Origin of the sequence: Streptomyces sp. NPDC057939 (genome assembly GCF_042887545.1) — a bacterium.
GTDB lineage: Bacteria > Actinomycetota > Actinomycetes > Streptomycetales > Streptomycetaceae > Streptomyces.
Genome location: NZ_JBHVPG010000050.1, coordinates 1 through 24,502, shown reverse-complemented (window position 1 = coordinate 24,502; position 24,502 = coordinate 1). Strand labels below are relative to the sequence as shown.

The window sequence follows — 24,502 nt, the reverse complement described above, 5'->3', positions numbered from 1 at the left end:
AAAAGGGCAGCCGCACAGCCGGGGTCCGAGGTCACCGTGGATGTGGGCCGGACGTCCGCGAGAGGGTGAGGCCAGGGCTGGTTCGAAAATCGCTCAACTCGCATGGAACGTTTGGCCCGTCGGCCTCCTCCTCGATGTGTCGGTTCTTTCCGAAGTCGCCACACCCAGGAGCACCTCATGGTCGATATCACCACCCCGCGTGCCGAACGGGCCCACATCGTTCGTCGTGTGCGACAGGCCGTCGTCACCCGTCGCGCCGGGCAGGCTCTCGCCGGCCTCCTCGGCGCCGACGGTCTGGCCCATCTGTACTGGGCCACCGGCGCGACCTGGCCCGCCGGTGACAGCCGGACCCTGTCCTTGGCGGTCCTGGGGAGGGAGGTGCCGTTCAGCGCACCGATCGTCCTGCCTCTGGCCGCGGTCCTGTTCACCGCCTCGGTGGCGGTGGGACTGCGCGCGTACGGGCGGGGCGGGAGGCAGGCGGCGTTGGTCACCGCCGCGGTCCTCGCGGTTCTGGGCATACGCGCCCTGGCGGGGATCGGCTGGGCCCTCGGTCTGGAGGTCGGCATCGAAGCCGCCGGACCGGCCTTCCATCGACTGAACCTGCTCCTGTACACCCCGCTATGCCTGGGCTTCGCCTGGACGGCCCTGCGCCTCCTGAGGGGGCCCCACCCGGAGAAGGCCTGCCCATGAGCACCGAACGCATGCAACGGGGCGTGATGTTGGCCCGCAGGGCCCGCCTCGGGGACACCCTCGCCCTGCACGAACTCCTCGATCACCTCACTCCGTACGTGGCCCGGATCTGCGAGCCGATCGCCTTGGCCGACGGACCGGACGCAACGCAGGAGGCCCTGGTGGCCGTCTTCACTTCCCTGCGCTCCCTCAAGGACCCCCAGGCTCTGTACGGGTGGGTTCGGACCATCGCGGTGCGCGAGGCCGTCCGCACCGCCCGTCGGGCGGCCCGGACGCAGCCCGCGGACCTGCCCGAGGTACCTCAGCGGGGGGATCCGCAGTTGGCCGTCGACATCGCCGACGTCCTGACCCGGCTTTCCCCGGAGCACCGGGCGGTACTGGTCCTGAGGGATGTGGAGGGCTTGGACGAGGAGTCCGCGGCGGCGCTCCTCGCCATCGCGCCCGGCACCGCCAAGTCCCGGCTCAGCCGGGCTCGTTCCAGCTTCCGGAAGGCGTGGTCCTCATGACGTACCAATACCCCGGTGATTCCGTGCGTCGGCTGCGCGTCATGGCGGCGGGCGTACCCGGCGCCCATGTGGTGGAACGGGTACTGCCTGCCCCCGTGGAAACCGTGTGGTCGGTGATGGGCGACCTGCAAGGCGGATTCGGAGCCTTCCAACCGGACATGCGCCACGTGCGGGTGGTCCGGGTACACGGGGACCGGGTGGAAGCACTCGCTCGCAGCCGCCACGGCTTCCGAGCCCGCCTGCGGGGCTTCAGCCGCCCGGGCTGGTGCTGGCTCCAAAGCCGATTCCTCATCATAGGAATGGCAGCCGCCCCGGAACCCGGCGGCGGCACCCGGATCGCCCTGACCGGCGGCGTACGAGTCCCCGGCCGCGCCGCGATCATCCCGTTCGGAACCCGCCACGAACTGGAAAAGGCGGCGAGCAAGCTGGAGACCCTTCTGGACCATCCAGGAGACAGGAAATGATCCACCACCCGCAGGCCCGGCAGGAGCCCGGAACCGCCACAACCTGCGTCCCCGACCGCCCGTCCGCCCGTCCGCCCGCGACCGAGGCCATCGTGCTCGGCATCCATGATGAGGCCGGGCCGGGGCCGTACCCAGTCGTGTCGTTCGTAGGCCGTCAGAAGATGGTCGTGCCGGTGATGATGACGGCGAGGATGACAAGGACGAGCAGCATGAGGGAGGTCCGGCCGGTGAGGGCCCGATACCGCTTCGCGTACCCGGCCTCGTGCTGGGCTGTGTCTGCTTCCACACGCGGGTCCGGCACCCAGCCGGGCGCGCGCCGCTCCTCCAACAAGGCTCGCAAGGCCGCCGCCTCACGTGAAAGTCGCTCGTCACCGAGTTCGGTGGAGTCCAAGTTCGGCAGGAGCACGCGCCGGCCGTCCGAACGGTAGGCGTATACGACCCTAGCCGTGGCACGCTCCCCCACCGGGGGCAAGGGCGGCGCGACGATACGGATGTCGTAGATGTTGGCCCAGTCGAGGCGACGCGTGCGCACGCCCGCGCGCAGGAAGATGCCATCGGCGTCGACGTTCGTGAAGGTTCGCGGCGCCACGCAGAGAGCAAGGACGTAAACCGCCGCGCAGACGATGGTGGTCGTTGTCTGCAGCCAGAGCGGAAGGGGCTCAACCCACGTCCTCAAAAGGACAGGGGCGATCCCCAGGCCGGCGAGGCACGCGACGGTCACCGTCTTGCGGGTGGTGGCCGAAAACTGCGTGGCAGTGATACTTCGTGCACGGCTCCCCCTGAAACGCCGAGATGGATCTTGACCCGCCCCATAACCGCAGCCGCAGCCCTTCGCCCGCGGTGGGAAGTGGGGTGGGGGTAAGGCCAGACCAGACTGGTTGATCGGCCCGAGCGAACGCCGCCTCGCCCAAGAGCGACTCCTGCGGGAGCTGGGTACGCGAACCAGTCGAACTGAGTACGTACGCCCATGCCGAGACCACAGCGCGGGCGTGCAATGGGGGGCATGAGAACGACTTCCACCTGGTAGCTCCGCCCGTGCGCTCCCAGCACTCGCTGTGGTGGGCGGCTCCGGCCCTGTTCACCGCGACGGCCGTAGCGGGCGGAGCATGGGGGTACCGGTCCTCCCCGTTCATCCGCAGTGTCGCGTGGCTGGCCTTGCCGTACCTGATTCCCCTGGCCCTGGTGGCCGCCTCCTGGCGACTCTCGTCCCACCGGAACACACGGACCAGCGGTTGGGTCGTGGGCGGGGGCGGCGCCTTGATCGCCCTGATCTAATCCCACCTGGTCACCTTCGTCCTCTACGCGCTCGCGCTCCTCGGGAGCGGGCGGTAGGTGACGTTCGGGTGGGATGAATCGCCGCTGTCGACTCCGACGAGACGCCGACACCGCGATCACCGCGATCCAGTCGTCCGTACGCCCTCCGCCGCCCCGGGGCCGGTCTGCTTCCAGATGCGCAGGGACTTCACCGGACGCGCCCGACCCCTTCCGAGGCGAAGGCCGCGTCGCACGGCTCATTGCTCAGGGGTGGGTGGTTTCAGCCTCCGCCTTGGAAGGCCCACAGCACACCCGCTGGACTCCGCTCGGTGCAGCCCACCCCACCCGGAGCGGGAACCCATGCACTGGGTGCTCCATCGGGTGGAGTTTCGGCGTCGAGCTGGCGGTGCGCTGAAGCTCCCCGCCACCCACAACGGGCGATTCAGGGGCGGAGGCATCTCGGAAGGCTGCGCGGTCAGCGCCGGCCGCCGCCGATGCGGCGGTCGTCGGCCAGTGCGGTGAGCGGGCCGAACTCGCAGGCAAGCTGGTTCCACGTCAGAACCTCGCCACAGCGGGCCGGGAACTCCTTCGGGTTGAACTCGGGCATGGTCCAGGTGCCAGTGCCCCGGTCCCGCAGCCACAGGTCCCCGTCACCGTCGACCACAGTCGGCGGGACCGGTACGGGCTCGGCCTGATCGGTGGGCTCCCAGGTGACCCGGCCCGGGTGGGAAACACGGCGCAGCTCGGTGGTGGCCAGCCGCGCGGCCAAGTCACGGACGGACTCGTCGGCGTCCTTGACCGACGCGAGTCGGAATGCGTCGTCAAGTACGGGCAGGGCTGGATTCTTGCTGCGCTTTGAACTCATACGCCGACTACCTCCGGTGGGGGGCGTCACATCCGTCATGGCACCCCATAGGAGGAACACGGTATCCGAGGCGGGGGCCGGGCCGGCACGACCACTGTCCAGGGGAGGCTCCCGCATACCAGGCGGTGGGGCCGGTCAGGCCATCGCCGAGCGCACCCGGACCACCGCCCACATCACCACCACCGACGCGATCCTCCGCGCCGCCCTGCACACACCCTCCACGCACACCCCTGAGACCTCGAGGGCCAGGGCCGGGCTTCACACGCGGTCTCCTCGTTCCCCCGAACGGATCGAGTCTCCTCGTACACCTCCCCACGCAGGATCCCTTGCGCCATCCCGGCGATCACGTCATGCCTGGTCAGCTCACCGACCGTGGGCTCGGGACAGCCGGCCGGCAGCGCACGGGAGCGGCCCGGGGGGAAGTTCCCGCCTCCGGGGCCGCTCCGCGTTCGGTCAGGCCTTCGGGCAGTGCCGAAAGGCCGGCGAGCACGACCTCAGCCTGTGCGTGCTCCGCGGCGATCCGCTCACCAGCCGGAGTCCGCTGAGCAGATGTCCGTCCTCGCGTCCGGTTCGCGGCCGGTCGAATCGGCCGGCTACCGGGCTGCTCGCGGGAAGAATACGACCACGGAGTGATCACGACGTGTGGGTCCAGGAGGGCCGGCAGGTCCTTCCGGTGTCCGAGCCCGGCGACGCGGTCCGGGCGGTCCGGGTGGACATCGGATGGTCGACATCGCCGCCTAGGTGGACCCAGGAGGCCGGCGCGGACGAGTGACTGGCGGTCGCCGCCGTCACCCGGGGCCGGCAGCGCGGCATCGGCATGCCCAGGGCCCGGGTGGACCGAGCCGGAGAAGGAGCGGGCGCAGCGGGGCAGACGTCAGGGGATCCGGTGTGGTCGTGGCTCTGTGGCTGAAGCCCGCACCACGCGCGCATCTTTCATCAGGTGCTCGGCGCGCGGCCGTGGTCAGCCGGCCACGGCCTCGATCAGGTGGTACGGGGCTGCCTCCGCGAGCGGGGTGATCGATGTGACGCGCAGGGCCGCCCGGCGGCACAACTCCTCGAAGTCCGCACGGGTGCGTTCCCTGCCGCCGACGTTCACCATCATGTTGAGATCGCTCAGGTAGGTTCCCGCGTCCTGCGTTCCGACGACCTCCGGAAGTACGGGCTCCACGATCAGGACGACGCCGCCGGGCGGCAGCACCTCGCGGCAGTGGCGCAGGATCGTGACCGCCTGGGCGTCCGTCCAGTCGTGCAGGACGCTCTTCACGAGGTACACGTCCGAGCCTTGCGGAACCGACTGGAAGAAGTCCCCGGCCATGAGGGAGCAGCGTTCCTCCAGTCCGTGCCGCGTCAGTGTCTCCGCGGCCTGCGCGATGCCGTCGACCGTATCGAAGACGACGCCGGCGAGCATCGGGTGCGCTTCGAGGACGGCGGCCAGGAGGGTTCCGCTGCCTCCGCCGACGTCCGTGACCGAGGCGAACCTGCTGAAGTCGTAGGCCCGCGGCAGCGCGGCGGCGGTCTCGGAGGCGACCTGACTCATTGCCGCGTTGAAGTCCGCGGAGAGCGCGGGGTGCCGGGCGAGATGGCTGAAGAAGTCCGTGCCGAAGACGGAATCGAACGCGGTCTCCCCAGTACGGACACTGCTGTCCAGGTGCTCCCAGGCGCCCACGATCGCCGGATCGGTGAACATGCGGACGAACGACACGAGGGAGTCGGGGTGGCCGGTGCCGAGCAGCGCGCCGGCCGGGGTCACCGAGAACGTGTCGGGGGTGTGTTCCGCGAGCAGGCCGAGCGCGGCCAGGGCGCGCAGCAGGCGCGTCATGGGCTGATGTACGGTCCCGGCTCGGGCGGCCACCTCGGCAGCCGCGCACGGCCCGTCTCCGATCAGTTCCACGACGTCCAGTCGGACCGCGGCGCGCAGGGTGTGCGCGGCCATGCTCCCGAACGCGAGCCGGACGACGAGCTCCCGGCCTGCCGCCGTCCGTGCGGCTCGGACCTCAGTGTTCATCACAGGTCTTGCTTCCTTCCTTCGATTCGACCGATCACCGACCGGTCCGGGTACTGACGGTCAGGGCGCGGTGGACGCGGTCAGGCCGGCCAGTGCACCGGGCGTGCACCCGGCGAGGGCCTGGACGTCACGGTGTAGATGGGGCTGGTCGGCATATCCACATGCCATGGCGACGTCGCCGGCGCGCTCGCCGGCGCGCAGCGCCCGGGCGGCGTGGTCGAAGCGGACCAGCATGGCGGCGCGCTTGGGGGTCAGGCCGACCTGGGAGCTGAACCTGGCCCGGAGTCTCTTGCGGCTCCATCCGCAGGACGCGGCGAGGTCGCCGACCCGCACTCGGCCCCGGCCGGCCACGATGGTGTCCCATGCTGCGGCGACCTCGGCCGCCATGGGCGGGGCCTCTGCGGCCCTCCGTCGGAGGAATCCGTCCGTGAGTGCGAGGCGTTCCTGCCAGGGTGTGGTGTCGGCCAACTGTTCGCGCAACAAGCGGGCGTGCCGCCCCCAGAGGTCCTCGAGTCCGGTGATGGAGCCGTCCAGTTCGAGCGGGGAAACACCCAGTAGGCCGTAGGCGGCCCGGGGTGACAAGGCCACCTCGACGCATTCGACGCGCTCGCCGTGGATACGGGCCGGACCTGGCAACAGGGAGGCGACGAGACCTCTCAGTGCCCGATGTCCGGAGGCGTTCTCCACCGTGACCGGGTCGGCTCCGAGCCCTATGACGACGATCACGGCGGGCTGCGGCAGCACCCGCATGTCCAACCTGCCGGCCGTAAGGTCCCGGAACCCGGCCATCCGTACGCCGTCGAGAGAGGTTCCGCCCAGAGGGCGGGCGACCTCCCAGCCGTCGTCAGCAGTGTGCTCCGGGGGTGTGTCCCCCGCGTCTTCTCCGGGCATGCCCCCAGAGTCGCCGACGTCGCGGGCCGTTGTCTTGGACGAAAGTTCCGCGGCGGTGTGTGCGGTCGGGCCGGTGGGGTCTGGGCGGGGGGTGTGGGGTTGGTGGTCAGGGAGTGCGGGAGCGCATCCACGAGACGGCCGACTCGCGCGGGCGGTCGCATGCTGTCCGCATACCGATCACGCCCGGCGCCGGATGAGCGGGCCGCGTCATCATGAGCGCATGACTGACACCGAGGACAAGCTCGCGCACACCGACTCAGCGGCGATCGCCCTGCTCAAGGAGATGGGCGCGGAGACCACAAAGCACTCGGGAGGTACGCTCCTGACCCACCTGCTTCGCGTCGAGGCCTTGGTCGCCGCGTGGGGCGGACGGCCGGCGCTCCGGACCGCGGCACTGTGCCACGCCTTCTACGGCACCGACGGGCTGCCCCTGATACTCCTGGAACTCTCCGAGCGGGCACGCCTCATCGAGGCGATCGGCAAGGAGGCCGAGGAGCTCGTGTATTTCTACGCGAGCTGCGACCGCAAGGCCACCTACCCCGGCCTCGCCTCATCGGACGACGCGTCGGTGGTCTTCCGGGACCGGTTCACGGGCGAGGAGTTCACTCCGTCCCCTCAGCAGCGCCGCGACTTCGCCGAACTCACGGCGGCCAACGAGCTGGACCTGGCCAAGGTGAACGCGTCCTTCCGCGAGCGCAACGGGGACGGTCTGCTCGAACTGTTCACCCGCTGGTCCCCCCTGCTGTCGGAGGCGGCACGCCGCGATGTGACCATCGTGCTCGGCTGAACCGCACCGGCGCCGCCCGCCACCGCCTGCCGCACCACGCGGTCAAGTGGCCATCCCGCTTTGCGCAACCCCGTCTCGTCAGTTCCCTTACCGAGGGTCGTGCGGGGCGATTCGACGAGCGTGTTCGACGAGCGTGCGGGCCCACCAGCACGTGACCGGGCCCCGAAAGGGGGCCCGGACCGAGCGGTTCCGATGGTTTCCGCCTGCGGTTCGCCGCCGACCGCCGGCGCGTGAATTCGTCATGCTGAGAAATCTGCGGCACCGCGGTCGCACGGCCGTCCTTCAGCCGGCTTCAGGCGGTCCGATCCCCAGCGCTGTGACGAGTTGCCGGATCTCCTCCCGAAAGAGCTTGTCCGGGTTGACGGTCTGTCGGCTCAGATGCCCGTAGACCTCCAGCGACACCGTGCCGTGCAGGTGTCCCCAGATGCGCAGGGCGAGCGCCACACCGGCCGGCGGCAGTTCGCTGAACAGCGGCCGCACCTTCTCCAGCAGTCCGGCGTCGAAGTCGCTCCACTCGAAAGCACTGCCCGCGTAGAGGGCCTCGGCGTCCGGCCACGCAGCGTCCGCGAGTCCGGCCAGTCCGACGCACACCCGCCGCGCGGCCTCGGGCGCCGCACCGCCCTCCGGCGCCCGATAACCCGGCACGGGGTCCCCGTAGATCAGTCGGAAGCCTTCGGGATTCGCCAGTGCCCAGCCCCGGAAGGCGTCGGCCCAGGCCTGGATCCGTACGGCCGCGCCGTGCCCGTCGGTCGCCGCCCAGGCGCCGTCCACGGTGTCGGCGAGCCCGGTGTAGACGTCGCCGATGAGGCTGGTGACCAGTTCGTCGCGCGTCGCGAAGTAGCCGTAGATGGCGTTCGCGGTCATACCCATGTCCCGCGCGATGGCCCGCAGGGTGATGGCGTCCGGCCCGCCCGAGGCCATCAACGCCAACGCCACGCTCTTGATCTCCGCGGTCGTCTCGGCCCGAAGCCGTTCCCGCCTGTCTGTTCTCACCACCAGACAACTCTACCCCGCACAGAAACTTCACGCCGTATAGTTACCGCACGCCGTACAGGCTCATTGGAAGTCAACGCACCAGGGGGACAGCCATGTTCATCGGAGTCATAGGAGCCACCGGAACCATCGGCAGCCGCGTCGTCACGGAGGCACTCGCCCGGGGCCACCACGTCCGCGCTTTCACCCGCGACGCGTCGCACGTGGACGACGGGCGTCCGAACATCACCTGGTCCACGGTCGACGTACTCGACCCGGACGCCGTCGCAGCGGTACTCCCCGGTCTCGACGTCCTGATCAGCGCCTTCCAACCGGGCAACGCCGCCCGCGACCTGGCCGATACGATCGAACGCTCGATCGCGGACCCGACCTCGTACGCCGCAGCGGCACGCTCCCTCCTCAAGGCCTTGGACACCCACCCCCGCACCCGTCTCATCGTCATCGGGGGCGCCGGCAGCCTGGAGGTCGCACCGGGCGTGGTCCGCGCCGATTCGGACGCCCTCCTCCACCCCACCCTCGACCAAGTCGGCCTCCCCCGCGCATACGCGGCGGCGGTCCGCGGCCATCACGAGGCCCTCCGCGTGCTGCAGACCTCGAACCGCCTGTGGACGTACTTCAGCCCGGCCGAGTCCATCACCCCGGGCGAGCGCACGGCGCGTTTCCGCATCGGAGGCGACCAGCCCGTCCAGGACTCCGACGGACGCAGCCACATCTCGGCGGAGGACGCGGCGGTGGCCCTGCTGGACGAATCCGAACTGCCCCGCTTCGTCCAGCGCCGATTCACGATCGGCTACTGACGAACCCCCGGCGAGGTCCCCGCGGCCGTAGGACCGGACACACCTGACGTAACTGACGCACCTGACGCACCTGGGCCGGCTCGGCCGGAGCGGGCCCGCACCACATCCCCTACAAGTCGTGGCGGTCATGGAACCCTCGAACTTTCCCGAACCCGACGTACGTCTGGCGCGCCTCGCGAGCGCAGTCGCTCTGCCGCCCACATGGCCTCCGACCGATGCGTTCCTCGGCGACCTCGCGCAGCGAACCGGGCTGCGCGTCCACGACCTCCTGCTCATCGCGGACCTCCCCGTACCAGCGACCGCGTGGCTCTTCGACGGGACGGCCGGCGCTTCCGGTTCCCTGGTTTCACGCTCCCTCGCCCTGACCGCGTCCGACAGGCAGTTGCTGCGCACCCGTGCTCGCTCCCTGACCGCGCCGGCGGGAACACTCGCTCCTTGGCAGCCCCGACCGTACGAGCGGTACCCACCGGGTTTCGGCTCGCTCCTCCTTCGGATGTTCGCGCTCCGTAACCTGAACTGGTTGGGGACGGCCAAGGCCATGTGCCTGATGTCAGGCGTGTGCAAGGCGGCCTCGACCGTCGGCGCGGTGGGACGAGGCGCGAAGCAGCTCGATCCGGAGATCGTCGAAGGCTTCGCCGCGACACTCGGCGTACCCGTCGCCGTGCTGGCCGCGCTGACCGGAATCCGCCTGCCGGGTGACCCTCGGCAGCCCGCGCCCGAGGTGGTCGACACTGCCTCGCTGATCTGGGAGGTCCGGCATCTGACCCGGGACCAGGAGGGGGAGCTCACCGAGTACGCGGAGGCGCTGAGCAGAAGGTGAGTCCATCCGGTTCGGAAACCCGGCCGCGCTTGAAGAAGGGATCGAGGACGAGCGCGCAACCGGTTCAGCCGCTTCCGCGGTCGCGCGCGCGGGCTGCGACGGCTGCGATCGTCATCCGGCGGTCGGGCCTCGGTGGCCGGCGGTCGTGGCGGGGGTGGCGGCGCTGTTCAGGCAGTGGTCGAGGAGCGCGTGCATGCGGGTACCGGGCAGCGACGGGTTGGCGGCGGCTCCCTCCGCGGTGCGGGGGTCGGCGAGCAGGGATTCCAGCGTTTCCGGTGCCAGGCTCGGGTTGGCGGCGGCTGCCCGGCACACCGTTGCATCAGGGTCCTGCAACGGGGGTTCGGCCAGGCCGGGATCGGCTGCGGCCAGGGCGCGCACCTCGGGGTCCGGGTGGGTGATGAGGTGGGTCAGGCCGGTGCGGGGAAACGTGGGCAGAGTCAGCAGGTGCGGCCGATGGGCCGGGCGGGTGGCGAAGACGTCCAGGAGGAGGTGTGGCGGGGCCTGGGGGTGGTGGCAGGCCAACCGGATGCGCACCTCCTCGTCTTCGTCCCGCGCAAGGGTTTCGACGAGTTCCGCGGGCAGGCCGGGCCGGCTCGCCGCAACTTGACGGAGCACCGGTTCCTCGGACACCGCGCAGGCGGCGAACCAGTCGGGCGACGGCTCGTCGTCCGCCTCGGTGATCGGGCAGGTGCAGTTCGGACCGTGCCCGATCACCGCGTGGATGGCTCCGTGCTCGGCCCAGGTGCGAGGGAAGGGATGGAGGCGGGCGCGCATCCGCACGTTCTCATCGGGGTCCTGACCCAGCGCGGTGACCAGGTCGGGTTCCAGGTCGGGTCGTGCGGCGACCATTTCGCGGACCTTCGCCTCGGGGTGGCGGGCGAGCCGGGCTACAACGTGGGCAGGGGTGTGGCGGTTCCACGCCAGGGGGTACGGGTCGTCATCGGCGAAGCACTTCTCGACGAGCGCGGGGGAAAGGGCGCAGGTGCCGAGCACGAACGACTTGCTGTGCGAGCCGATGGACGGCAGCTTCGCCTCCACCGCCTCCCCGTCCAGCACCCAACAACTCTCCCGCGCCGCTTCCCGGACCACGGGGTTCGGGTCAGCGAGCAGGGCCTCCTGCTGGGCCGGGGTGAGCGACTGCCAACTCCAGGTGGCGCGTACGCGGAGCTCGGGGTGCTCGTGTCCGGCCAGGGAGCGCTGGAACGACAGCGGGATCTGCCGGGAGAAGTCGAGGTCCTGGCGGATCTCGTTCGCGGTGAGCATGCCGTCCTCGCCCCCGTCCTGGGCGGTGAGGAGGGTGACGAGGGTGGCGTCCGGCAGTGGTCGCACCCGTCGGGGCCGCGGGTGGGCGCCGGTGGCGAGTCGGTGGCGGACGATCCCGGACGGGTCCGTGGCCAAGGGGGCGAGCAACCCGGTGTCGATGTGCCGGTTGCGGGCGAGCGCACCGCGGATCCTGACGGCCGGATGACGGAGCGCCGCTTCGACAACGGTTCCGGGCAGGTCACGGCCCTCGCACATCAGCGCACCCACCTCACCGGCGGCAGGATCGATCAGGCGCATCAGTACGTCGGAGGGCGCCGCCGGGTTGAAGGCGACGCCGCGCAGCCACAGTTCACGGACGAGATCGGACATCAGGCCATTCTTCCACCGCGCGATGCCCGGACCGCGGGGTGTGGGGAGGACGTGGTGCCCAGGGATTGTCGACGTCAGGGGCGATGAGGAGGTCGGCCGGACCTGCGGATGGGAGCGCCCAATACGGCATCGATCCCTTTCTCCACGCCGTCGAGGAGGCTCTGGCCGAACAGGCACAGTGACCCCTCCCAGGGGTGGCCGAAGCTGCCCGTCAGGAAGTCGTCCGAGAGGTAGACGTAGTAGTCGCCGTCCGGATACGGACTCAAGGGCCACCGCACCTGCTCGGAACCACGAACGAGATGGGGCAGGAAGCGGTACGAAGTGTGTTGCCAATCCAGCGCGAACAGCGTGCCCTGCGGAGGAACGCAGGCCGTCAGCCCCTGTTGGACCGCCTCGACCAGTCGGTCCAGCCGCTCGTAGCCGGGGTCGGCGTCCAAGGTGTCCAGGCTCCAGGTGACGGAGTGGACGGGTTCCTTGATCGCAGGCCACGTCGCCGGGTTCATGCTGGGCCGAAAACCGAAATCCGTGCGGAAGCGGTCCCACACCTCGTGGTATTCCACCTCCGAGAGTTCCGCCACAAGATCATTCATCACACGCGGAGCCTACCGATCGGCCTGGTGGAACCGACCCGCGCACCTGCGGCGGCCACGGGGGCACCTGGGCCTACGGGACGCGCTGCCGGGCCGATGCGGCGTCGTCCCAGCGGTCGCGCGCACTCACGCCGTTGTGTCGGCCACGTTCCACCGGGAGACGACGCCGCGTTCCTCGGCGACGTACAGGGTGCCGTCCGGCCCGAAGGCCAGACCGTGGGGTTCGGCGGCGGAATCCGCCAGCGGGTGTTCGGTGATCCTCCCCTCCGGGGTGACGGAGCCGATCCGGCCGGTGGCCCAATCGGTGAACCAGCAGGTGCCGTCGGGGGCGACTGCGACGGCGTGGGGGCGGCTGTCCGGGTCGGGCAGCTCGAACTCGGTGATGTCCGGGCGTACTGGGCCGGTGGTGAGCCGACCGATCCGTCCGGCGCCGATCTCGGCGAACCACAGGCTGCCGTCCGGGCTTGCCGCGAGCCCTACCGGGTGGGCGCCGGGCGTGGGCAGGGGGTGGATCCGGATCTGCCCCGAGACGGTGATCCGGCCGATGGCGTTCGCCTGGTTCAGGGTGAACCACAGGGCCCCGTCGGTTCCCGCCGTGAGGAAGGAGGGGAATCCGCCCTCGCACGGCAGCGGGAACTCTCGGACCTCGCCGTCCACACCGATCCGGCCGACGCGGTCGGTGTTCGTGCAGGTGAACCACAGACCGCCGTCGGGCCCGGCCGCGATCCCGTAGGGTCCGCCGGCAGCGCCGGGTAGGGGGTGGGAGCGTGCTTCGCCGTCCACGGTGATCCGGCCGATCCGGTGGTCACGGTAGCGGGTGAACCACAGGGCCCCGTCCGGTCCGGTGGTGATGAGGGTGGGGCCGCAGTCGGCGGAGTCCAGCGCGAACTCCTCCACGCGACCCGTCGACGGGGTGAGGCGAGCCAGGCCACCGTGGTGGACGAGCGTGCACCACAGGTTCGCGTCCGGGCCGACGGTGAGCGCGTACGGGCCGGCACCGGCGGTGGGGAGGGTGAGGGTATCGACGAGGTGTACGGAGGTGGTCAACCGAGGGGTCCTTTCGAGGGGCCGTGGGAACGGGACGGGCATCATGCGCGGGCGCCGGCCGTGACGGGTACCGGGGCGCTCAGGGCGAGCCGGTCGTCCGACCACCGGGCGCACAGTCGCCGGTCGTGGCTGACGATGACCACCGCCCCGGCGAACCGTGCCAGTGCCTCCTCCAGTTCCTCCGCGAGCGCGGGCGAGAGGTGGTTCGTGGGCTCGTCCAGCAGCAGGATGTCGGCCGGTTCGGTGACCAGTCGGGCCAGGGCCAGGCGTTGCCGCTGCCCGACGGACAGGGACGCGACGGGAGCGGACAGCCGGTCGCGGGCGAACAGACCGAGCGACAGGAGCCGTTCAGCGTGTTCCTCGACCGTTCCGGAGCGGCCCTCGGCGTAGGCCGCGAGCAGTGAACCCCGGCCCGAGGTGGTGTGCTGGGCCATCAGCACGGTCGGGCCGTGCCGGGCCACCCGCCCGGCGTCGGGGGGCAGTACACCGGCCAGTACTTGCAGGAGGGTGCTCTTGCCCGCACCGTTCGGGCCCGTGACCAGCAGTCGGCCGCCGGCGGGTACGGTCACGTCCACGGGCGCGAGCCGCCCGTCGACCGCGATGCCGGACGCGGCCAGCAGTACCCGTCGCACGTCGTTCGTACCGGCGGGTGTCGTCCCGGATTCGGCGACAGCGACAGCCTCGGGGGCGCCGTCGGAGGCGGTGCGCGGTACGGCGGAGAACCGCAGCGGTTCGGCGGGCGCGGGCACCGGGCGGGCCATCAGCCGGGCGAGCCTCTCCTCGGCGTTGCGGACGCGACTCGCGAGGGACTGCTGGACCCGGCCGGCCGCACGGTCGTACGCCATCTTGTTGCCGTCCTTCATGGCACGGCCGGGCGCCACCCGGCGGGCGGTGACGGACGCGGTCTCGCGCAGCCGGACGGTCTCCGCGAGCCAGGAGGCATGGGCTTCGGCGCGCCGGCGTCGGTCCGCGGCGCGTTCCGCGAGGTAGCCGGCGTAGCCGTTGCCGTACCGGACGGTGCGGTGCAGGTCACCGTCGACCTCGATGAGCGACGTGGCGACGCGTTCGAGGAACCCCCGGTCGTGGGAAACGGTGACCGTGATGCCGCGACGGGCTCGCAGGTGGTCTTCCAGCCAGGTCAGGGACGCGTCGTCGAGGTGGTTGGTGGGCTCGTCGAGGAGCAGCACATCCGGGGCGGCGGCGAGCAGCACGGCCAGCCGGAGGCGAACGATCTCGCCGCCGGACAGGGTGCCGATGGTGTGTTCGCGGGGAAGGCCCGGCAGGCCGAGGCCGTGCAGGGATCGCTCGACGCGGGCGTCCGCGGCGTATCCGCCGCGCAGTTCGAAGGCGTTGAGGGCGTCGGCGTACGCGGTCAGGGTTCCGGCCTCGCTGTCGCCGCCGGTCATGCGCGCCTCCAGTCGGCGCAGGAGCCCCTCCAGGGCGCGCAACTCGGACAGGGCACGGTCGATCACCTGCTGGACGGTCAGGTGCGGCGGGAGGTCCTCCTCCTGCGCGAGATGGCCGACGCCGTTCTCGGCGCGCAGGACGACCTCGCCGCGGTCGGGGCGCTCGGCCCCCGCCAGTAGCCGAAGCAGGGTGGACTTGCCGGAGCCGTTCTCGCCGACGATGCCGAGGCGTTCCCCGGCGGTTGCGGAGCAGTCGACGGATTCGAGGACCGGGCGGCCCTCGTAGGACTTGGTGAGGTCAGACGCGGTCAGCTGTGCGGTCATGGGGCGGCTCCGGGAGTTCGGGGGCGGGGGCCGTCGCCGCGGCGACGGTGTGGCAGGCGGTGTGGCAGGCGGTGACGTGGCGGCTGTTCATGGGACTTCTCCTTTAAAGCGACTGATGTTGCGTTAGAATGCTGGCATGGATTCCCGGACGCAGGCAAGCGAAGTTTCCAGCCACACGGAACCGGCCACACGGCAGCGCCGACCGGGTGGCCGCAGCGCGCGTGTCCGTGCCCAGGTGTTGGAGGCGGTGGGTGAACTGCTCCTGCAGACCGGGTACGACGGACTGACGGTCGACGCGGTCGCGGACCGCGCCGGCGTCCACCGCACGACCGTCTACCGGCGCTGGCGCGACGTCGGGACCCTGCTGGCCGACGTACTCGACGCGGCATCCGACGACGCCTGGAGCCCACCGGACACCGGGACTCTGGAAGGGGACCTGACCGCCCTCAACGAGGAGGTGTACGAGGCACTGGCCCACAGCGGGCCCCAGCTGACCACGGCCCTGATCGCCGCCTCGTTCCGGTCGCCGGAGGCGGCGCAGGCGCTCTCGGCGTTCTGGGAGGACCGGTACGCGCGCTGCGCCGTGGTCGTCGAGCGAGCAGCCGACCGCGACGAACTGCCCGCCCCCGCGGACAGCCGGGCGTTGCTCGTCGCGGCGACCGCCCCCCTCTACCACGAACTGCTGCTGCTCCGGGCGGTCCCCGACCCGACACTGCCTCGCCGCGCCGCCACGGCCACCACCGCGGCGGCGCGCGCCGGCGTCTTCCGCCCCGCCGCCGCACCGGGCCCGGGGCCGGGCGCCGGCTGACGACCCCGCCTCCGCCCACCCCGGCTCCTGACGGCCACCCGGGCCGCCGATCGGCGGCGAGCAGGCGGCAGCGGGGCGGAACCCTCGCCCCTGTCCGCGACCACACGGTCGGCGCCTCGTCGAGGAACTACCGTCCTCGACGAACGGACAGGCCATCATCGGCGCGGACGGTCGCCCGGTCGTCGCGAGCGCCCCCGCGGCCCCTGGCGACAACGCCGAGGCTCACACGTCCACGGGACGCGGACTCCGACGCGTGCGCACCCCGCCCCGGTCAGGTCGTGTTCGACGGCGTCGGACGCCCTCAGCCGAAGCGGTTGATCTTGGGGAACTTCGCGGTGGTGTCGACGTAATACTTGCGGACCAGCGGGCCGAAGCCGCCCTCCTCGGCACCCAGGATCATCGATTTGACGACCCCGAGGCTCTTCGCCGCGGTGAAGTCCTCCGGCTTCGTCTCGGGCTCCCCCGCGACCAGCCCCGTCCACGCCTCCCGGGACTCCGCCGTGGCGCTGACGTCCGGGTCGAGGCCCAGGTAGTAGACGCGGTCGTCGGCGTCCTTCCCGACGGCCAGGAACACGATCACGTGGAAGCCGCTGGTGAACTTGCTCTTGGCTCCGCCCACGTGCTCGGCCGGACCGTTGACGTACACCGCGCGCTCGGCCTTGAGGGCCGTGTCGATGCCGGCCCAAGCGGCCGGGGCACTGAGCACCGACCCGAGGTCGGCGGGCGTGAAGAGCCCGTCCTTCTCAGGGCTCAGCAGAGCGCCGATGCCCTTGGCGCGCCCCTGACAGTTGCTGTCCTTCATCTTCCCGAACGAGGAATCGACCGGCATCTGCAACCAGCACACGAGGCGCTCGAGGCCGGTGCTGCCCTTCGTCGCGTCCACCGCGTTCGCGATCCGGTCCCTGATGTCCCCCAGCGCCGGAGTGGGCTTGTCGCCGGCCTGGACGTACGCCTGCTTGATCATGAAGCAACCCCCCGAGTTCGGGCTCCACTTGGCCCCCACCATGACGCACGGAGCGTACCCACGAAGGAGCGCAGCGTGAAGACCCCGGGGCGGCCGACACCGCGCGACATCAACGCGGCCCGCACGAAACGCCCACGCCCCCATGACGGTTGGAGGCCAGGACCGCTTCCTCGTCTCGGGGCGGGGTCAGAAGCACCCCCCTCGCATACGGCCGGCAGGCCCCCACCCCGATGCTGACGGGGTGGGGGCCTGCCGCGTGGTCGAGCCCTACCTCAGAACCCGCGGTCCCAATGCTCGATCCGCACGCCGGCTCCTTCGAGAGCCATCTGTACGCCATTGCGGATACCGAGGGTGTTGCCCATCCACCGCCTCACCGACCGCACCGGGCGGTCGAAGTAGGCGTGGCCCTCGGTCGTTCCGGATACGACGGACAGATCGACGAAGAACACGAAGTAGGTGTCGACCAAATTTCCGGCACCCACGGTGATTCCGGTTGAATCACACCTGATCAGATGGATGGATTCCATGAGTCCGGGTCCGGTGACCTCCATCGACGGGTGCGACAACTGGTCGATGAGGCCCGCATGGACGATGCGGACGGTGTCCTCCGGCGAGTGGGGGGAGCGAAACGTTCCCACCTCTCCCGACTTCGCCTGCTCTTCGGCGGCAACACGTCGACCGCGTCCGAAGAATCCCATGTTCTCTCTTCTCCCTGCCTCGGCCACCTGACCGATCACGTACCGTCGATGACCTTGCGCGCTCGGTTTCCCCGCGATCCGGCCTCCCGGTACAGCCGGTACAGGAGCTCCGTCTGCTGCTTGTCCAGGGATCCCACCCCCATCCGTTCCGCCTTGCTCAGAACCGCTTCGTACTGCTCCGCTGTGGCCATGCCATTCCCTTACCTTTTCGACGAGTTCCCCGCAGCCCACTTCGGTTCGGGTCAGTTCAGCCCGCCCGCCTCCGTCCATTCCCCTTGCCCTGCCATGGAGGACGCGGAGGCGATGATCCGTTTCCGCTTGCGCCGGATCGCCCGGTAGGCCCGAGGTGTCCTGATGATCCCGCCGAGCTGTGTGGTGAGTGCCATGTTCCTGACGAAGACGGTGGTCATGCACGTGCCGTCGTCCTGTGGCTCCACGTCTACGCGGATGACGCTTCCCACGGCGTGTCGGGTCTCCAGTCCCTGTTCCGTGTCGCTGACGGTCCAGCGGATTCCACGGGCCGCCTCGGCGACGCACCGGTAGACCTCCTGCGGGTCGACCGGGCCCACCGTCGTGTACTGCCGTTCCAGATTCCGGACGAACTGTCTGCCTTGGAAAAAGGCTCCCGCTCCCACCGCCAGGCAGAAGAGCAGAAAGATCAGTAGAGCTCCCACGGCCGTCCTTTCACGCTCGGCTTCTGCCCTCCAGCGTGACGGGGATCGGGCCCGGGGTCATGTCCCCGGATCCGGGGACATGATGGCCGTTCCGGTGCACGACCAGATGGACGCAGGTCGCCTCGGGAAAGTCGTCCACGACCGGCCCGAACGCCGCGAGGGACCGGCCGATCTCCGCGCTTCTGCTGCTGTCGCCCGGGACGGTCACCAGGCTCACCTCCACCCGGTCCGCGCCGGGATGCAGGCTGAGGGTCAGTTCCCGGGGTGTCACGGAACCCCTCAGCGCGGCGGCGAGCAGGTCGCGCAGGACGGGGGGCGGATCCACGGAGTCGGTGTCCGATTGGAAGGTGACGACGCAGCCGGCCTGCCGGGCCGTGCTCAGGAGGCCGCGGATCTCCGCATCGATGACTCCGGGCAGATGCAGTTCGTCGCGCGCCATCGTTTCGAGCGCGCGGGCGCGCTCTCGCGCCTCCTGCCCGGACGGCGGCTCACGATCCGCGCCGACCGCGCGCAGGAAGGGGAGCAGTTCGGCGCCGATCTCCGACAGTCTCCGTTGATGAAGCGTCACATGGGCCTGCTGGGCCGCTTCGGCGACCGTGATCGCGAGCTGCTCCCGGTGGGCATCCGATACGACGGCGCCGAGGCGCAGAACCGTCCGTACGATCACCCACACCATGACGACCCCGAACACCGGAGCCAGCAGGGCGGGCAGTACGGCGCCCGGGGAGGCGGCCTCCAGATCGCCGGTCGCGATCAGCGCCAGGACGGCGATTTCCTCGGCGACGAGTGGGATCACGGCCTCTCGCACCGAACGGACCGTCAGCAGCACCACGAACAGGGGAGAGATCGCACCGATGGGCCACGATCCGAAGTCGTCGAGGCTGTCGGCGGGTATGACGGAGAGGCCGTACACCAGGCCGGTCACGGCGAACGCGGCGGCAAGGACGCCGACCCGTCCGGGCACCGGCCGATGCGCACGGACGATCAGGGCGAGCGTCACCAGGACGACCCCGGTGTACCAGAGCGTGAGCCGGTCGGCGCCTTCCGCGGCGTCGCTGTGGATCACCGCGATCACGTACATGCTCAGCAGATAGGGAACGCAGACCGCCGCGAGCGGCCTGCGGATGTCCCCCACGGCGAGGGCGATCAGGCCGACCCGGTCCGGGCGGGCCATCTCGACCTGCGAGAGCGCGGCGGCACGGCTCCAGCCCAGCCGGACCGACGTGCCCGCGTCCTTCTCGCTCACCACCTCCGCCGTGCCGCCCACTTCGGCCATGCGTTCGACGACCGACCCGTTCAGACCCCAGGAGCGGCCGCGCGCCCGCGTCGGGGAGAACCCGACGCCGTTGTCCGCCACGGTCAGGGTCACGCCGTGCGGACCCTCCTCCAGACGTACGGAGACGGCGTCGGCGAAGGCGTGGCGGTCGACGTTGCGCAATGCCTCCCGTGCGGCTGCGAGCATCGCCGACGCCACGGCGGCCGGCACGAGGACGTCACCGTCGATGTGCACGGTGGTGGTCACCGCGATGACGGTGCGGAGGTCTTCCACGTCCCCGGCGAGGTTCCTGGTACCGCCGACCGGTGCCGCCGGCGCCCGCGATATCGCGGCGAGTGCGTCCGCGCACGATCGCCGCACTTCGGCCCGTGTGACGCCGCGCCCGGCCACCGCTTGCAGGGCCGCGGCCACGTCGTCGTGAAGCATGCGCTGGAACGTGCGGTGCGCCGAGCGCAAGCCCTCGTGATGTGCCTCGTTCGCCTGCGCCGCCAGCAGGGCGTCATGGGCGTGATCGGCCCTTGCGGCGGCGGACCTCATCACACCGGACAGAACACCGGCGGCCAGCGTGCCCGAGACGGCGGGCCAGAGACTCTCAAGGGCGCCCACCGGCCCGTCCGACGGTAGTGAAGCGATCACCTGGCCGAGGCACACGGTCACGCAGGCCGGCCAGGCACGCCGCGGGGGCAGGAAACCCGCCGCCAGGATCCCCGCGACCAGAGCCGGATTGCCCCGGGTGCCCACCACGATGGCCTCCGGACGGGACACGCCGATCGCCACGTACACCACGAGGGCCGCAGCGGACGCCGCCCACGCGTCCGGGGCGGCCAACCGGCAGCGCCAGGCGCGGACCGCACTGCCGAGAAGTACCACTACGAACAGCCAACCCGCGGTCGCCGTACCTCCGTCGAGGGTCCCGGCGGCGGACACCAGGGTGACCGTCCACAGCATCGCCAGCATCAGGGCGAGCACGGTGAAGGACCGCTGCATTCCCCGTTCGACGCCGAACCGGTACGTTCCCTCCTTCACGAGGCTCCGGGCTCGGCCTCGGGGTCCTCGGCAACGGGGGATCCCGCACCGGCGGTGTCGTCGCCGGGCAGTTCGATGCCGATGTGACCGTCGCGCAGGGCGAACGCCACCAACTCCTGCGCACCCGCGGTCGGATGCCCGACGGCCGCGTACCGCTTCGCCGCCCGCTTGAGGTAGGACGGCAGCGTGTGCTCCGCGATCTGCATCTCCTTCGCGACCAGTCGGCGCGGCTTTCCCTGGGCGATCAGGGACAGGACCTGGCGCTCGCGCGCCGAAAGCCGGACGCCCGCGCGCGGATCGGTCACGATGGCGTGGGCCAGTCTGCTGGAGACCGAGAAGTCGTTCCGGTGCGCGGCGCGCACCGCCTCCACGACGGATTGTTCCGGATCGCCCTTGAGCACGAGGCCGAGCGCGCCGGCGTCGATGGCGCTGCGCACGATGCCGGGACGGGAATCGGAGGTGAGGATCACGACGCGGGAGCCGATGGCACGTATGCGTCTGACGTTGAGCGCGACATCGGGTTCGTCCGGCAGGAGCAGATCGAGCAACACCACCGAGGCGGGGCCGTCGGTGCGTCGCAGCAACCCTCCGACGCTGGTTTCGACGGCGGCCAGCCGGATGTCCGGGGCGTTGTCGGCGAAGAAGTACTGGAGGCCGTGCCTGATGAATGCGTGATCGTCGACGGCGGCGACCGTGATGGCCGGATCCGTGGTCGGCGCGGCATCGGTCTGGTGCCCTGTCATACCGTCATCATGGCCCCTTCCCGGGGCGCTCCGGGCCGAAATGGCCCGACGGGCAAGGCACTTACGACGATGCGCTCCGGCCGCCTTCACGACGGCGGACCTCACCGAACCTGGGCGCCGTGCGCGGCAGGGTGCCCCGCGCGACTCCGCGTGCAGTCCACGACGTACGTGCGCGACGTCGTCGGTGTCAAGGGCGTCGGTCTCCTCGCCGGCATCCATCACCGGCGACGGTCACCCGTGGGAGTCGTCCGTGACGGTGACGGCGTGCGGCTTGGTCGGTGGTGCGGGCGGCCCCTTCGGGGGCTCGATGGCGGTCAGTACGAGGGCTGCCTGGTCGTCGTCGATGTCGTCGCCGTCGGTGAACACGCGGACGGCTCGGGTGAGCGCGTCGACGATCTGCTGCGCGGTGGACCGGGCGGGAACGGCGCTGACGGCGTCGGCGAGGCCCTGTTCGTCGAACATGGTGCCGTCTCGGCGGCGTGCTTCCGTGATGCCGTCGGTGTAGAGGACGAGGCTCTCGTGCGGTTTCAGGTGCAGGCGCAGGGGTGTGACGTGCGGGTCGGTTCCGATGCCGAGCAACATCCCCTTGGCGTCGACGGTGTGGGCGGCGCGGTGGGTGTCCAGGTGGAGGGGCGGGGTGTGTCCCGCGCGTACCAGTTCGATGTCGAGCCCGTCGGCGGTGGGGGTGAACTGACCGTAGACGAGGGTGACGAAGCCGGTGCCGTGGCTGCCGGGCCGGTTGGTCAGGGCCCGGTTGATGGCCGTGACGACGTCGGCGGGGCCGGGCAGGAGGGGGGCGACGGCGCGGGCGGTGTGGCGGACCAGGGCGGTGGTGGTGGCGGCGATGGCGCCGCGGCCGCAGACGTCGCCGAGCATGAATGCCCAGCGACCGTCGTCCAGGGGGAAGACGTCGTAGAAGTCGCCGCCGATGTCGAGTCCCTCACCGGCGGGGTGGTAGTAGGTGGCCACGTCGGCGCCGGGGAGGTCGGGCAGATCGGGCAGGAGCAGGCCGGCCTGGAGGTCGCGGGCGAGGGTGTGACGTTGGGTGTACTGGCGGGCGTTGCGTGCCGCGGAGGCGCCGCGGCGGGCGAGCTCCTCGGCCAGGGCGATGGTGTGCCCGTCGAAGGCGTGGTCGCCGGTGGACAGCAGGGTCATGGTGCCGAAGGCGTGCCCGCGGTCGGTCAGCGGGACGCACAGGTAACCGGTGGCGCCCAGGTCGTGCCAGGGGCCGGCGCCGGTGGGGGCGCGGCGGGCGACCTCGCTGGTGCCGGAGGCCAGGACACGGGCGACGGCGTCGTCCGGGCCGTCGTGGACGGGGACGTGCGAGGCCAGCAGATCTTGTTCGCGCGGGGTGGGAGCTGCCACCGCCACGCGGCTCACCCGCCCGCCCTCGATGACGTCGACTGCGCACAGGGGGGCGAGCCTGGGGACGCAGGAGGCTGCCAGACGGGTCAGGGTCTGCGTGGCGTCCAGGTCGGAGGTCAGGGCCGTGCCGGCCTCCAGGAGGAAGGCGAGGTCGTCGCGGGCTGCCTTCTCCCGCGCTTCGGCCGTCCTGCGGGCCTGTTCGGCGTGGTGTCGTTCGACGGCCAGGGCGGCGGTGTCGGCGAAGACCCGGGCCAGGGCGAGGTCGGCGTCCTGCGGGGCGCGCGGGGTGCGGTGGTACATGGCGAAGGTGCCCAGCAGTGCGCCGTCGCGGGCCAGGATCGGGGTGGACCAGCAGGCGGCCACACCGGCCTTGTCGGCCAGGTCTCGGAAGTCGTCCCAGAACGGGTCGGTGCGGATGTCGGTGACGATCACGCTCCGGCGGCGGTGTGCGGCGGTGCCGCAGGAACCGACGCCCTCACCGGTGGCGATGCCGTCGATGGCCTCGTTGTAGAAGCCGGGCAGGCTGGGCGCGGCGCCGTGGCGCAGATGCTTTCCGTCGGCATCGGCGAGCAGCACGGAGACGAAGACCTCCTCGGGGGCGAGGTCCTCGATGGCGCGGGCCATGCCGTCCAGGACGTCGGCCAGAGGCGCCTGACGGGCGATCTGCTCCAGCAGCACCCGGTGTTCGGACGTCAGCCGCTGGGCCTGCTTGACCTGGGTGGATTCCACCCCGATCACCCGGACCCCCATGACGTTGCCACCCGCGTCCAGGCGGGGCTCGTAGGAGAAGTCGAAGAACCCCTCCCGCGCCCCGGCTCCCACACCCAGCAGCACCCGGGCCTCGCGGGCGGTGTACGGCTCACCGGAGCGGTAGACCCGGTCCAGGAGCGTGATGAAGCCCTGCTCGACGAGCTCGGGCATCAGCTGTCCGATCGGCAGACCGGTGCGGGTGCGCTCAGGTCCGCCGATGGTTTCGAAGAAGGCCGCGTTCGCCGTCTCCAGCATGTGCGCGGGCCCGGCGAGAGAGGCGAAGATGGCGGAGGACTGCCCGAACAGTGCCCGCAGATCCTGGTCGGGGGTTGCGGGGGCGGCATTGCGCGTACCCGCCGTTCCGGCGGGCTCGGGGGCACCGGGCCCCGGTACGCGCTTCATGTGTTTCGCCTCTCCATCGGCTGTGCCGTGCCGTTCGTGTCGGCAGCCATCCTGTCGTGGCCGCCCGTGCCTGCGGCCAGCGCCTGCTCGGCATCCGTGTACACGGAGAAGACCCGGTCCAATCCCGTGATCGAGAACAGCCTGGCCACCGAAGTGGGCACGGCCGCCAGCCGCAGCGCCCGGTCCTGCGCCGCCAACTGATGGAAGAGCCGCAGCAACGCGCCAATGCCGGAGGAGTCGCAGAACGCCAGGCCGGCGCAGTCGACCACCACCGGGCCCTCACCCGCGCCCCGCGCGACTTCGTCGTCGCCGGCCTCGTGCAGCTGCACCACGCTGTCGAAATCGAGTTCCCCACGCAACGCGAACACCGCTCCCCGCGCCTGCCGCGTGACCTGCACCGCGAACACCCTTCAGCTTCCTCCGTGTGATGCGTGCATTGACAGCCCACATGATATGGAACAGGTTCCAAGGCCGCGGCACGGGTGATCGGGCGGAGCGCGGTCCCGTCATCGTCCGTTGTCGGGGAGGATCTCGCGACCGCCACGTCATCCGACCCCTCGTCCGTCAGGAACGCGGACGTTCTTGTGCCCGCCTGCGCGGATAAGAAACAAATAAGATCGAATGCATGGTCGGGGTGGGGTCGGGCACACGGTGCCTCGGAGGTTGATAACCATGGTTCCCCTGCTTCTCGTTCTTCTGCTGGCACTGATCCTCTTCGGCGCGGG

The 24,502-nt window shown here is 70.9% G+C and carries 25 protein-coding genes and 1 pseudogene; 9 read left to right on the top strand and 17 right to left on the bottom strand.

The annotated features are described in order from the left end of the window. Positions 1–177 precede the first annotated feature (177 nt). The 3 genes from ACFVS6_RS34610 to ACFVS6_RS34600 are packed head-to-tail and all read left to right on the top strand — an operon-like array spanning position 178 to position 1,660. Positions 178–690 (top strand): DUF3995 domain-containing protein, encoded by a 513-nt coding sequence (locus ACFVS6_RS34610; RefSeq protein ID WP_389710302.1) that lies wholly within the window; start codon positions 178–180, stop codon positions 688–690. Beyond that, positions 687–1,196 (top strand): RNA polymerase sigma factor, encoded by a 510-nt coding sequence (locus tag ACFVS6_RS34605; RefSeq protein ID WP_389710300.1) that lies wholly within the window; start codon positions 687–689, stop codon positions 1,194–1,196. Before ACFVS6_RS34610 ends, ACFVS6_RS34605 begins: the two co-directional genes overlap by 4 nt. Then, a complete protein-coding gene (locus ACFVS6_RS34600; RefSeq protein ID WP_389710298.1) occupies positions 1,193–1,660 on the top strand; it encodes a hypothetical protein in 468 nt (155 codons plus the stop codon). The genes ACFVS6_RS34605 and ACFVS6_RS34600 overlap by 4 nt, the downstream gene beginning before the upstream one ends. A gap of 154 nt (positions 1,661–1,814) precedes the next feature. On the opposite strand, the gene ACFVS6_RS34595 is transcribed toward ACFVS6_RS34600, so the two are convergent. Then, positions 1,815–2,249, bottom strand: coding sequence for a PH domain-containing protein (locus ACFVS6_RS34595; protein WP_389710296.1), 435 nt, complete (start codon positions 2,247–2,249; stop codon positions 1,815–1,817). Positions 2,250–2,695: 446 nt separating this feature from the next. On the opposite strand from ACFVS6_RS34595, the gene ACFVS6_RS34590 reads away from it, so the two are divergent. After that, entirely contained in the window at positions 2,696–2,935 is a 240-nt protein-coding gene (locus tag ACFVS6_RS34590) for a hypothetical protein (RefSeq protein ID WP_389710294.1), read from the top strand. Between the two features lie 454 nt (positions 2,936–3,389). On the opposite strand, the gene ACFVS6_RS34585 is transcribed toward ACFVS6_RS34590, so the two are convergent. From ACFVS6_RS34585 to ACFVS6_RS34575, 3 genes are all read right to left on the bottom strand, one after another. Next, positions 3,390–3,779, bottom strand: coding sequence for a hypothetical protein (locus ACFVS6_RS34585; RefSeq protein WP_389710292.1), 390 nt, complete (start codon positions 3,777–3,779; stop codon positions 3,390–3,392). A 961-nt stretch (positions 3,780–4,740) separates the two neighbouring features. Beyond that, positions 4,741–5,784: a methyltransferase gene (locus ACFVS6_RS34580; protein ID WP_389710290.1), complete on the bottom strand. Its 1,044-nt coding sequence runs from the start codon at positions 5,782–5,784 to the stop codon at positions 4,741–4,743. Positions 5,785–5,844: 60 nt separating this feature from the next. Next, entirely contained in the window at positions 5,845–6,675 is an 831-nt protein-coding gene (locus ACFVS6_RS34575; protein ID WP_389710288.1) for a helix-turn-helix transcriptional regulator, read from the bottom strand. Positions 6,676–6,895: 220 nt separating this feature from the next. Between ACFVS6_RS34575 and ACFVS6_RS34570 the strand changes: the two genes are divergently transcribed. Further along, complete coding sequence (locus ACFVS6_RS34570; protein WP_389710286.1) at positions 6,896–7,462, top strand: DUF6817 domain-containing protein; 567 nt, start codon at positions 6,896–6,898, stop codon at positions 7,460–7,462. Between the two features lie 282 nt (positions 7,463–7,744). Here ACFVS6_RS34570 and ACFVS6_RS34565 read toward each other — a convergent pair whose 3' ends face one another. Beyond that, positions 7,745–8,458, bottom strand: a complete 714-nt coding sequence (locus ACFVS6_RS34565; protein ID WP_389710284.1) for a TetR/AcrR family transcriptional regulator — start codon at positions 8,456–8,458, stop codon at positions 7,745–7,747. Positions 8,459–8,550: 92 nt separating this feature from the next. Here ACFVS6_RS34565 and ACFVS6_RS34560 point away from each other — a divergent pair, with 92 nt between their 5' ends. After that, positions 8,551–9,252 (top strand): NAD(P)-dependent oxidoreductase, encoded by a 702-nt coding sequence (locus ACFVS6_RS34560; RefSeq protein WP_389710280.1) that lies wholly within the window; start codon positions 8,551–8,553, stop codon positions 9,250–9,252. 118 nt (positions 9,253–9,370) lie between these two features. Further along, a complete protein-coding gene (locus ACFVS6_RS34555) occupies positions 9,371–10,072 on the top strand; it encodes a hypothetical protein (RefSeq protein ID WP_389710278.1) in 702 nt (233 codons plus the stop codon). 111 nt (positions 10,073–10,183) lie between these two features. Here ACFVS6_RS34555 and ACFVS6_RS34550 read toward each other — a convergent pair whose 3' ends face one another. The 4 genes from ACFVS6_RS34550 to ACFVS6_RS34535 all read right to left on the bottom strand — a co-directional run bounded on the left by ACFVS6_RS34550 (position 10,184) and on the right by ACFVS6_RS34535 (position 15,071). Beyond that, a complete protein-coding gene (locus tag ACFVS6_RS34550; RefSeq protein ID WP_389710277.1) occupies positions 10,184–11,704 on the bottom strand; it encodes a hypothetical protein in 1,521 nt (506 codons plus the stop codon). A 74-nt stretch (positions 11,705–11,778) separates the two neighbouring features. Beyond that, positions 11,779–12,294: a DUF2716 domain-containing protein gene (locus ACFVS6_RS34545; RefSeq protein ID WP_389710378.1), complete on the bottom strand. Its 516-nt coding sequence runs from the start codon at positions 12,292–12,294 to the stop codon at positions 11,779–11,781. Between the two features lie 126 nt (positions 12,295–12,420). After that, a complete protein-coding gene (locus ACFVS6_RS34540; RefSeq protein WP_389710275.1) occupies positions 12,421–13,341 on the bottom strand; it encodes a virginiamycin B lyase in 921 nt (306 codons plus the stop codon). A gap of 41 nt (positions 13,342–13,382) precedes the next feature. Continuing rightward, on the bottom strand, positions 13,383–15,071 hold the full coding sequence (locus ACFVS6_RS34535) for an ABC-F family ATP-binding cassette domain-containing protein (protein ID WP_389710273.1): 1,689 nt from the start codon (positions 15,069–15,071) through the stop codon (positions 13,383–13,385). Positions 15,072–15,207: 136 nt separating this feature from the next. Here ACFVS6_RS34535 and ACFVS6_RS34530 point away from each other — a divergent pair, with 136 nt between their 5' ends. Continuing rightward, positions 15,208–15,879 carry a TetR/AcrR family transcriptional regulator gene (locus ACFVS6_RS34530; protein ID WP_389710271.1) on the top strand — a complete coding sequence of 224 codons (672 nt, stop codon included), beginning with the start codon at positions 15,208–15,210 and terminating at the stop codon, positions 15,877–15,879. 301 nt (positions 15,880–16,180) lie between these two features. On the opposite strand, the gene ACFVS6_RS34525 is transcribed toward ACFVS6_RS34530, so the two are convergent. The 8 genes from ACFVS6_RS34525 to ACFVS6_RS34490 form a co-directional block, all read right to left on the bottom strand. Then, positions 16,181–16,843: a hypothetical protein gene (locus tag ACFVS6_RS34525; RefSeq protein ID WP_389710269.1), complete on the bottom strand. Its 663-nt coding sequence runs from the start codon at positions 16,841–16,843 to the stop codon at positions 16,181–16,183. A 272-nt stretch (positions 16,844–17,115) separates the two neighbouring features. Next, entirely contained in the window at positions 17,116–17,580 is a 465-nt protein-coding gene (locus tag ACFVS6_RS34520) for a hypothetical protein (RefSeq protein ID WP_389710268.1), read from the bottom strand. Then, entirely contained in the window at positions 17,577–17,732 is a 156-nt protein-coding gene (locus tag ACFVS6_RS34515; RefSeq protein WP_389710266.1) for a hypothetical protein, read from the bottom strand. Before ACFVS6_RS34515 ends, ACFVS6_RS34520 begins: the two co-directional genes overlap by 4 nt. Positions 17,733–17,783: 51 nt before the next feature. Continuing rightward, complete coding sequence (locus ACFVS6_RS34510) at positions 17,784–18,215, bottom strand: hypothetical protein (protein ID WP_389710264.1); 432 nt, start codon at positions 18,213–18,215, stop codon at positions 17,784–17,786. Between the two features lie 10 nt (positions 18,216–18,225). Continuing rightward, positions 18,226–20,517: a sensor histidine kinase gene (locus ACFVS6_RS34505; RefSeq protein WP_389710262.1), complete on the bottom strand. Its 2,292-nt coding sequence runs from the start codon at positions 20,515–20,517 to the stop codon at positions 18,226–18,228. After that, positions 20,514–21,260, bottom strand: coding sequence for a LuxR C-terminal-related transcriptional regulator (locus tag ACFVS6_RS34500; RefSeq protein WP_389710260.1), 747 nt, complete (start codon positions 21,258–21,260; stop codon positions 20,514–20,516). The genes ACFVS6_RS34505 and ACFVS6_RS34500 overlap by 4 nt, the downstream gene beginning before the upstream one ends. A 231-nt stretch (positions 21,261–21,491) precedes the next feature. Next, the gene (locus tag ACFVS6_RS34495) at positions 21,492–23,777 is read right to left on the bottom strand and encodes a SpoIIE family protein phosphatase (RefSeq protein ID WP_389710258.1); all 2,286 of its coding nucleotides are present in this window, start codon (positions 23,775–23,777) and stop codon (positions 21,492–21,494) included. Continuing rightward, the gene (locus ACFVS6_RS34490; RefSeq protein ID WP_389710256.1) at positions 23,774–24,184 is read right to left on the bottom strand and encodes an STAS domain-containing protein; all 411 of its coding nucleotides are present in this window, start codon (positions 24,182–24,184) and stop codon (positions 23,774–23,776) included. The genes ACFVS6_RS34495 and ACFVS6_RS34490 overlap by 4 nt, the downstream gene beginning before the upstream one ends. Positions 24,185–24,398: 214 nt before the next feature. Between ACFVS6_RS34490 and ACFVS6_RS34485 the strand changes: the two are divergent. After that, a pseudogene (locus ACFVS6_RS34485) lies at positions 24,399–24,502 on the top strand (hydrophobic protein); the annotation flags it as partial.

What these genes read in the sequence shown, in the direction of transcription:
- ACFVS6_RS34525 (WP_389710269.1), bottom strand. Translation starts at nt 16,843, where the DNA reads ATGATCAAGCAGGCGTACGTCCAGGCCGGCGACAAGCCCACTCCGGCG.
- ACFVS6_RS34530 (WP_389710271.1), top strand. Translation starts at nt 15,208, where the DNA reads ATGGATTCCCGGACGCAGGCAAGCGAAGTTTCCAGCCACACGGAACCG.
- ACFVS6_RS34515 (WP_389710266.1), bottom strand. Translation starts at nt 17,732, where the DNA reads ATGGCCACAGCGGAGCAGTACGAAGCGGTTCTGAGCAAGGCGGAACGG.
- ACFVS6_RS34535 (WP_389710273.1), bottom strand. Translation starts at nt 15,071, where the DNA reads ATGACCGCACAGCTGACCGCGTCTGACCTCACCAAGTCCTACGAGGGC.
- ACFVS6_RS34610 (WP_389710302.1), top strand. Translation starts at nt 178, where the DNA reads ATGGTCGATATCACCACCCCGCGTGCCGAACGGGCCCACATCGTTCGT.
- ACFVS6_RS34495 (WP_389710258.1), bottom strand. Translation starts at nt 23,777, where the DNA reads ATGAAGCGCGTACCGGGGCCCGGTGCCCCCGAGCCCGCCGGAACGGCG.
- ACFVS6_RS34570 (WP_389710286.1), top strand. Translation starts at nt 6,896, where the DNA reads ATGACTGACACCGAGGACAAGCTCGCGCACACCGACTCAGCGGCGATC.
- ACFVS6_RS34550 (WP_389710277.1), bottom strand. Translation starts at nt 11,704, where the DNA reads ATGTCCGATCTCGTCCGTGAACTGTGGCTGCGCGGCGTCGCCTTCAAC.
- ACFVS6_RS34585 (WP_389710292.1), bottom strand. Translation starts at nt 3,779, where the DNA reads ATGAGTTCAAAGCGCAGCAAGAATCCAGCCCTGCCCGTACTTGACGAC.
- ACFVS6_RS34580 (WP_389710290.1), bottom strand. Translation starts at nt 5,784, where the DNA reads ATGAACACTGAGGTCCGAGCCGCACGGACGGCGGCAGGCCGGGAGCTC.
- ACFVS6_RS34500 (WP_389710260.1), bottom strand. Translation starts at nt 21,260, where the DNA reads ATGACAGGGCACCAGACCGATGCCGCGCCGACCACGGATCCGGCCATC.
- ACFVS6_RS34600 (WP_389710298.1), top strand. Translation starts at nt 1,193, where the DNA reads ATGACGTACCAATACCCCGGTGATTCCGTGCGTCGGCTGCGCGTCATG.
- ACFVS6_RS34545 (WP_389710378.1), bottom strand. Translation starts at nt 12,294, where the DNA reads ATGAATGATCTTGTGGCGGAACTCTCGGAGGTGGAATACCACGAGGTG.
- ACFVS6_RS34605 (WP_389710300.1), top strand. Translation starts at nt 687, where the DNA reads ATGAGCACCGAACGCATGCAACGGGGCGTGATGTTGGCCCGCAGGGCC.
- ACFVS6_RS34560 (WP_389710280.1), top strand. Translation starts at nt 8,551, where the DNA reads ATGTTCATCGGAGTCATAGGAGCCACCGGAACCATCGGCAGCCGCGTC.
- ACFVS6_RS34575 (WP_389710288.1), bottom strand. Translation starts at nt 6,675, where the DNA reads ATGCCCGGAGAAGACGCGGGGGACACACCCCCGGAGCACACTGCTGAC.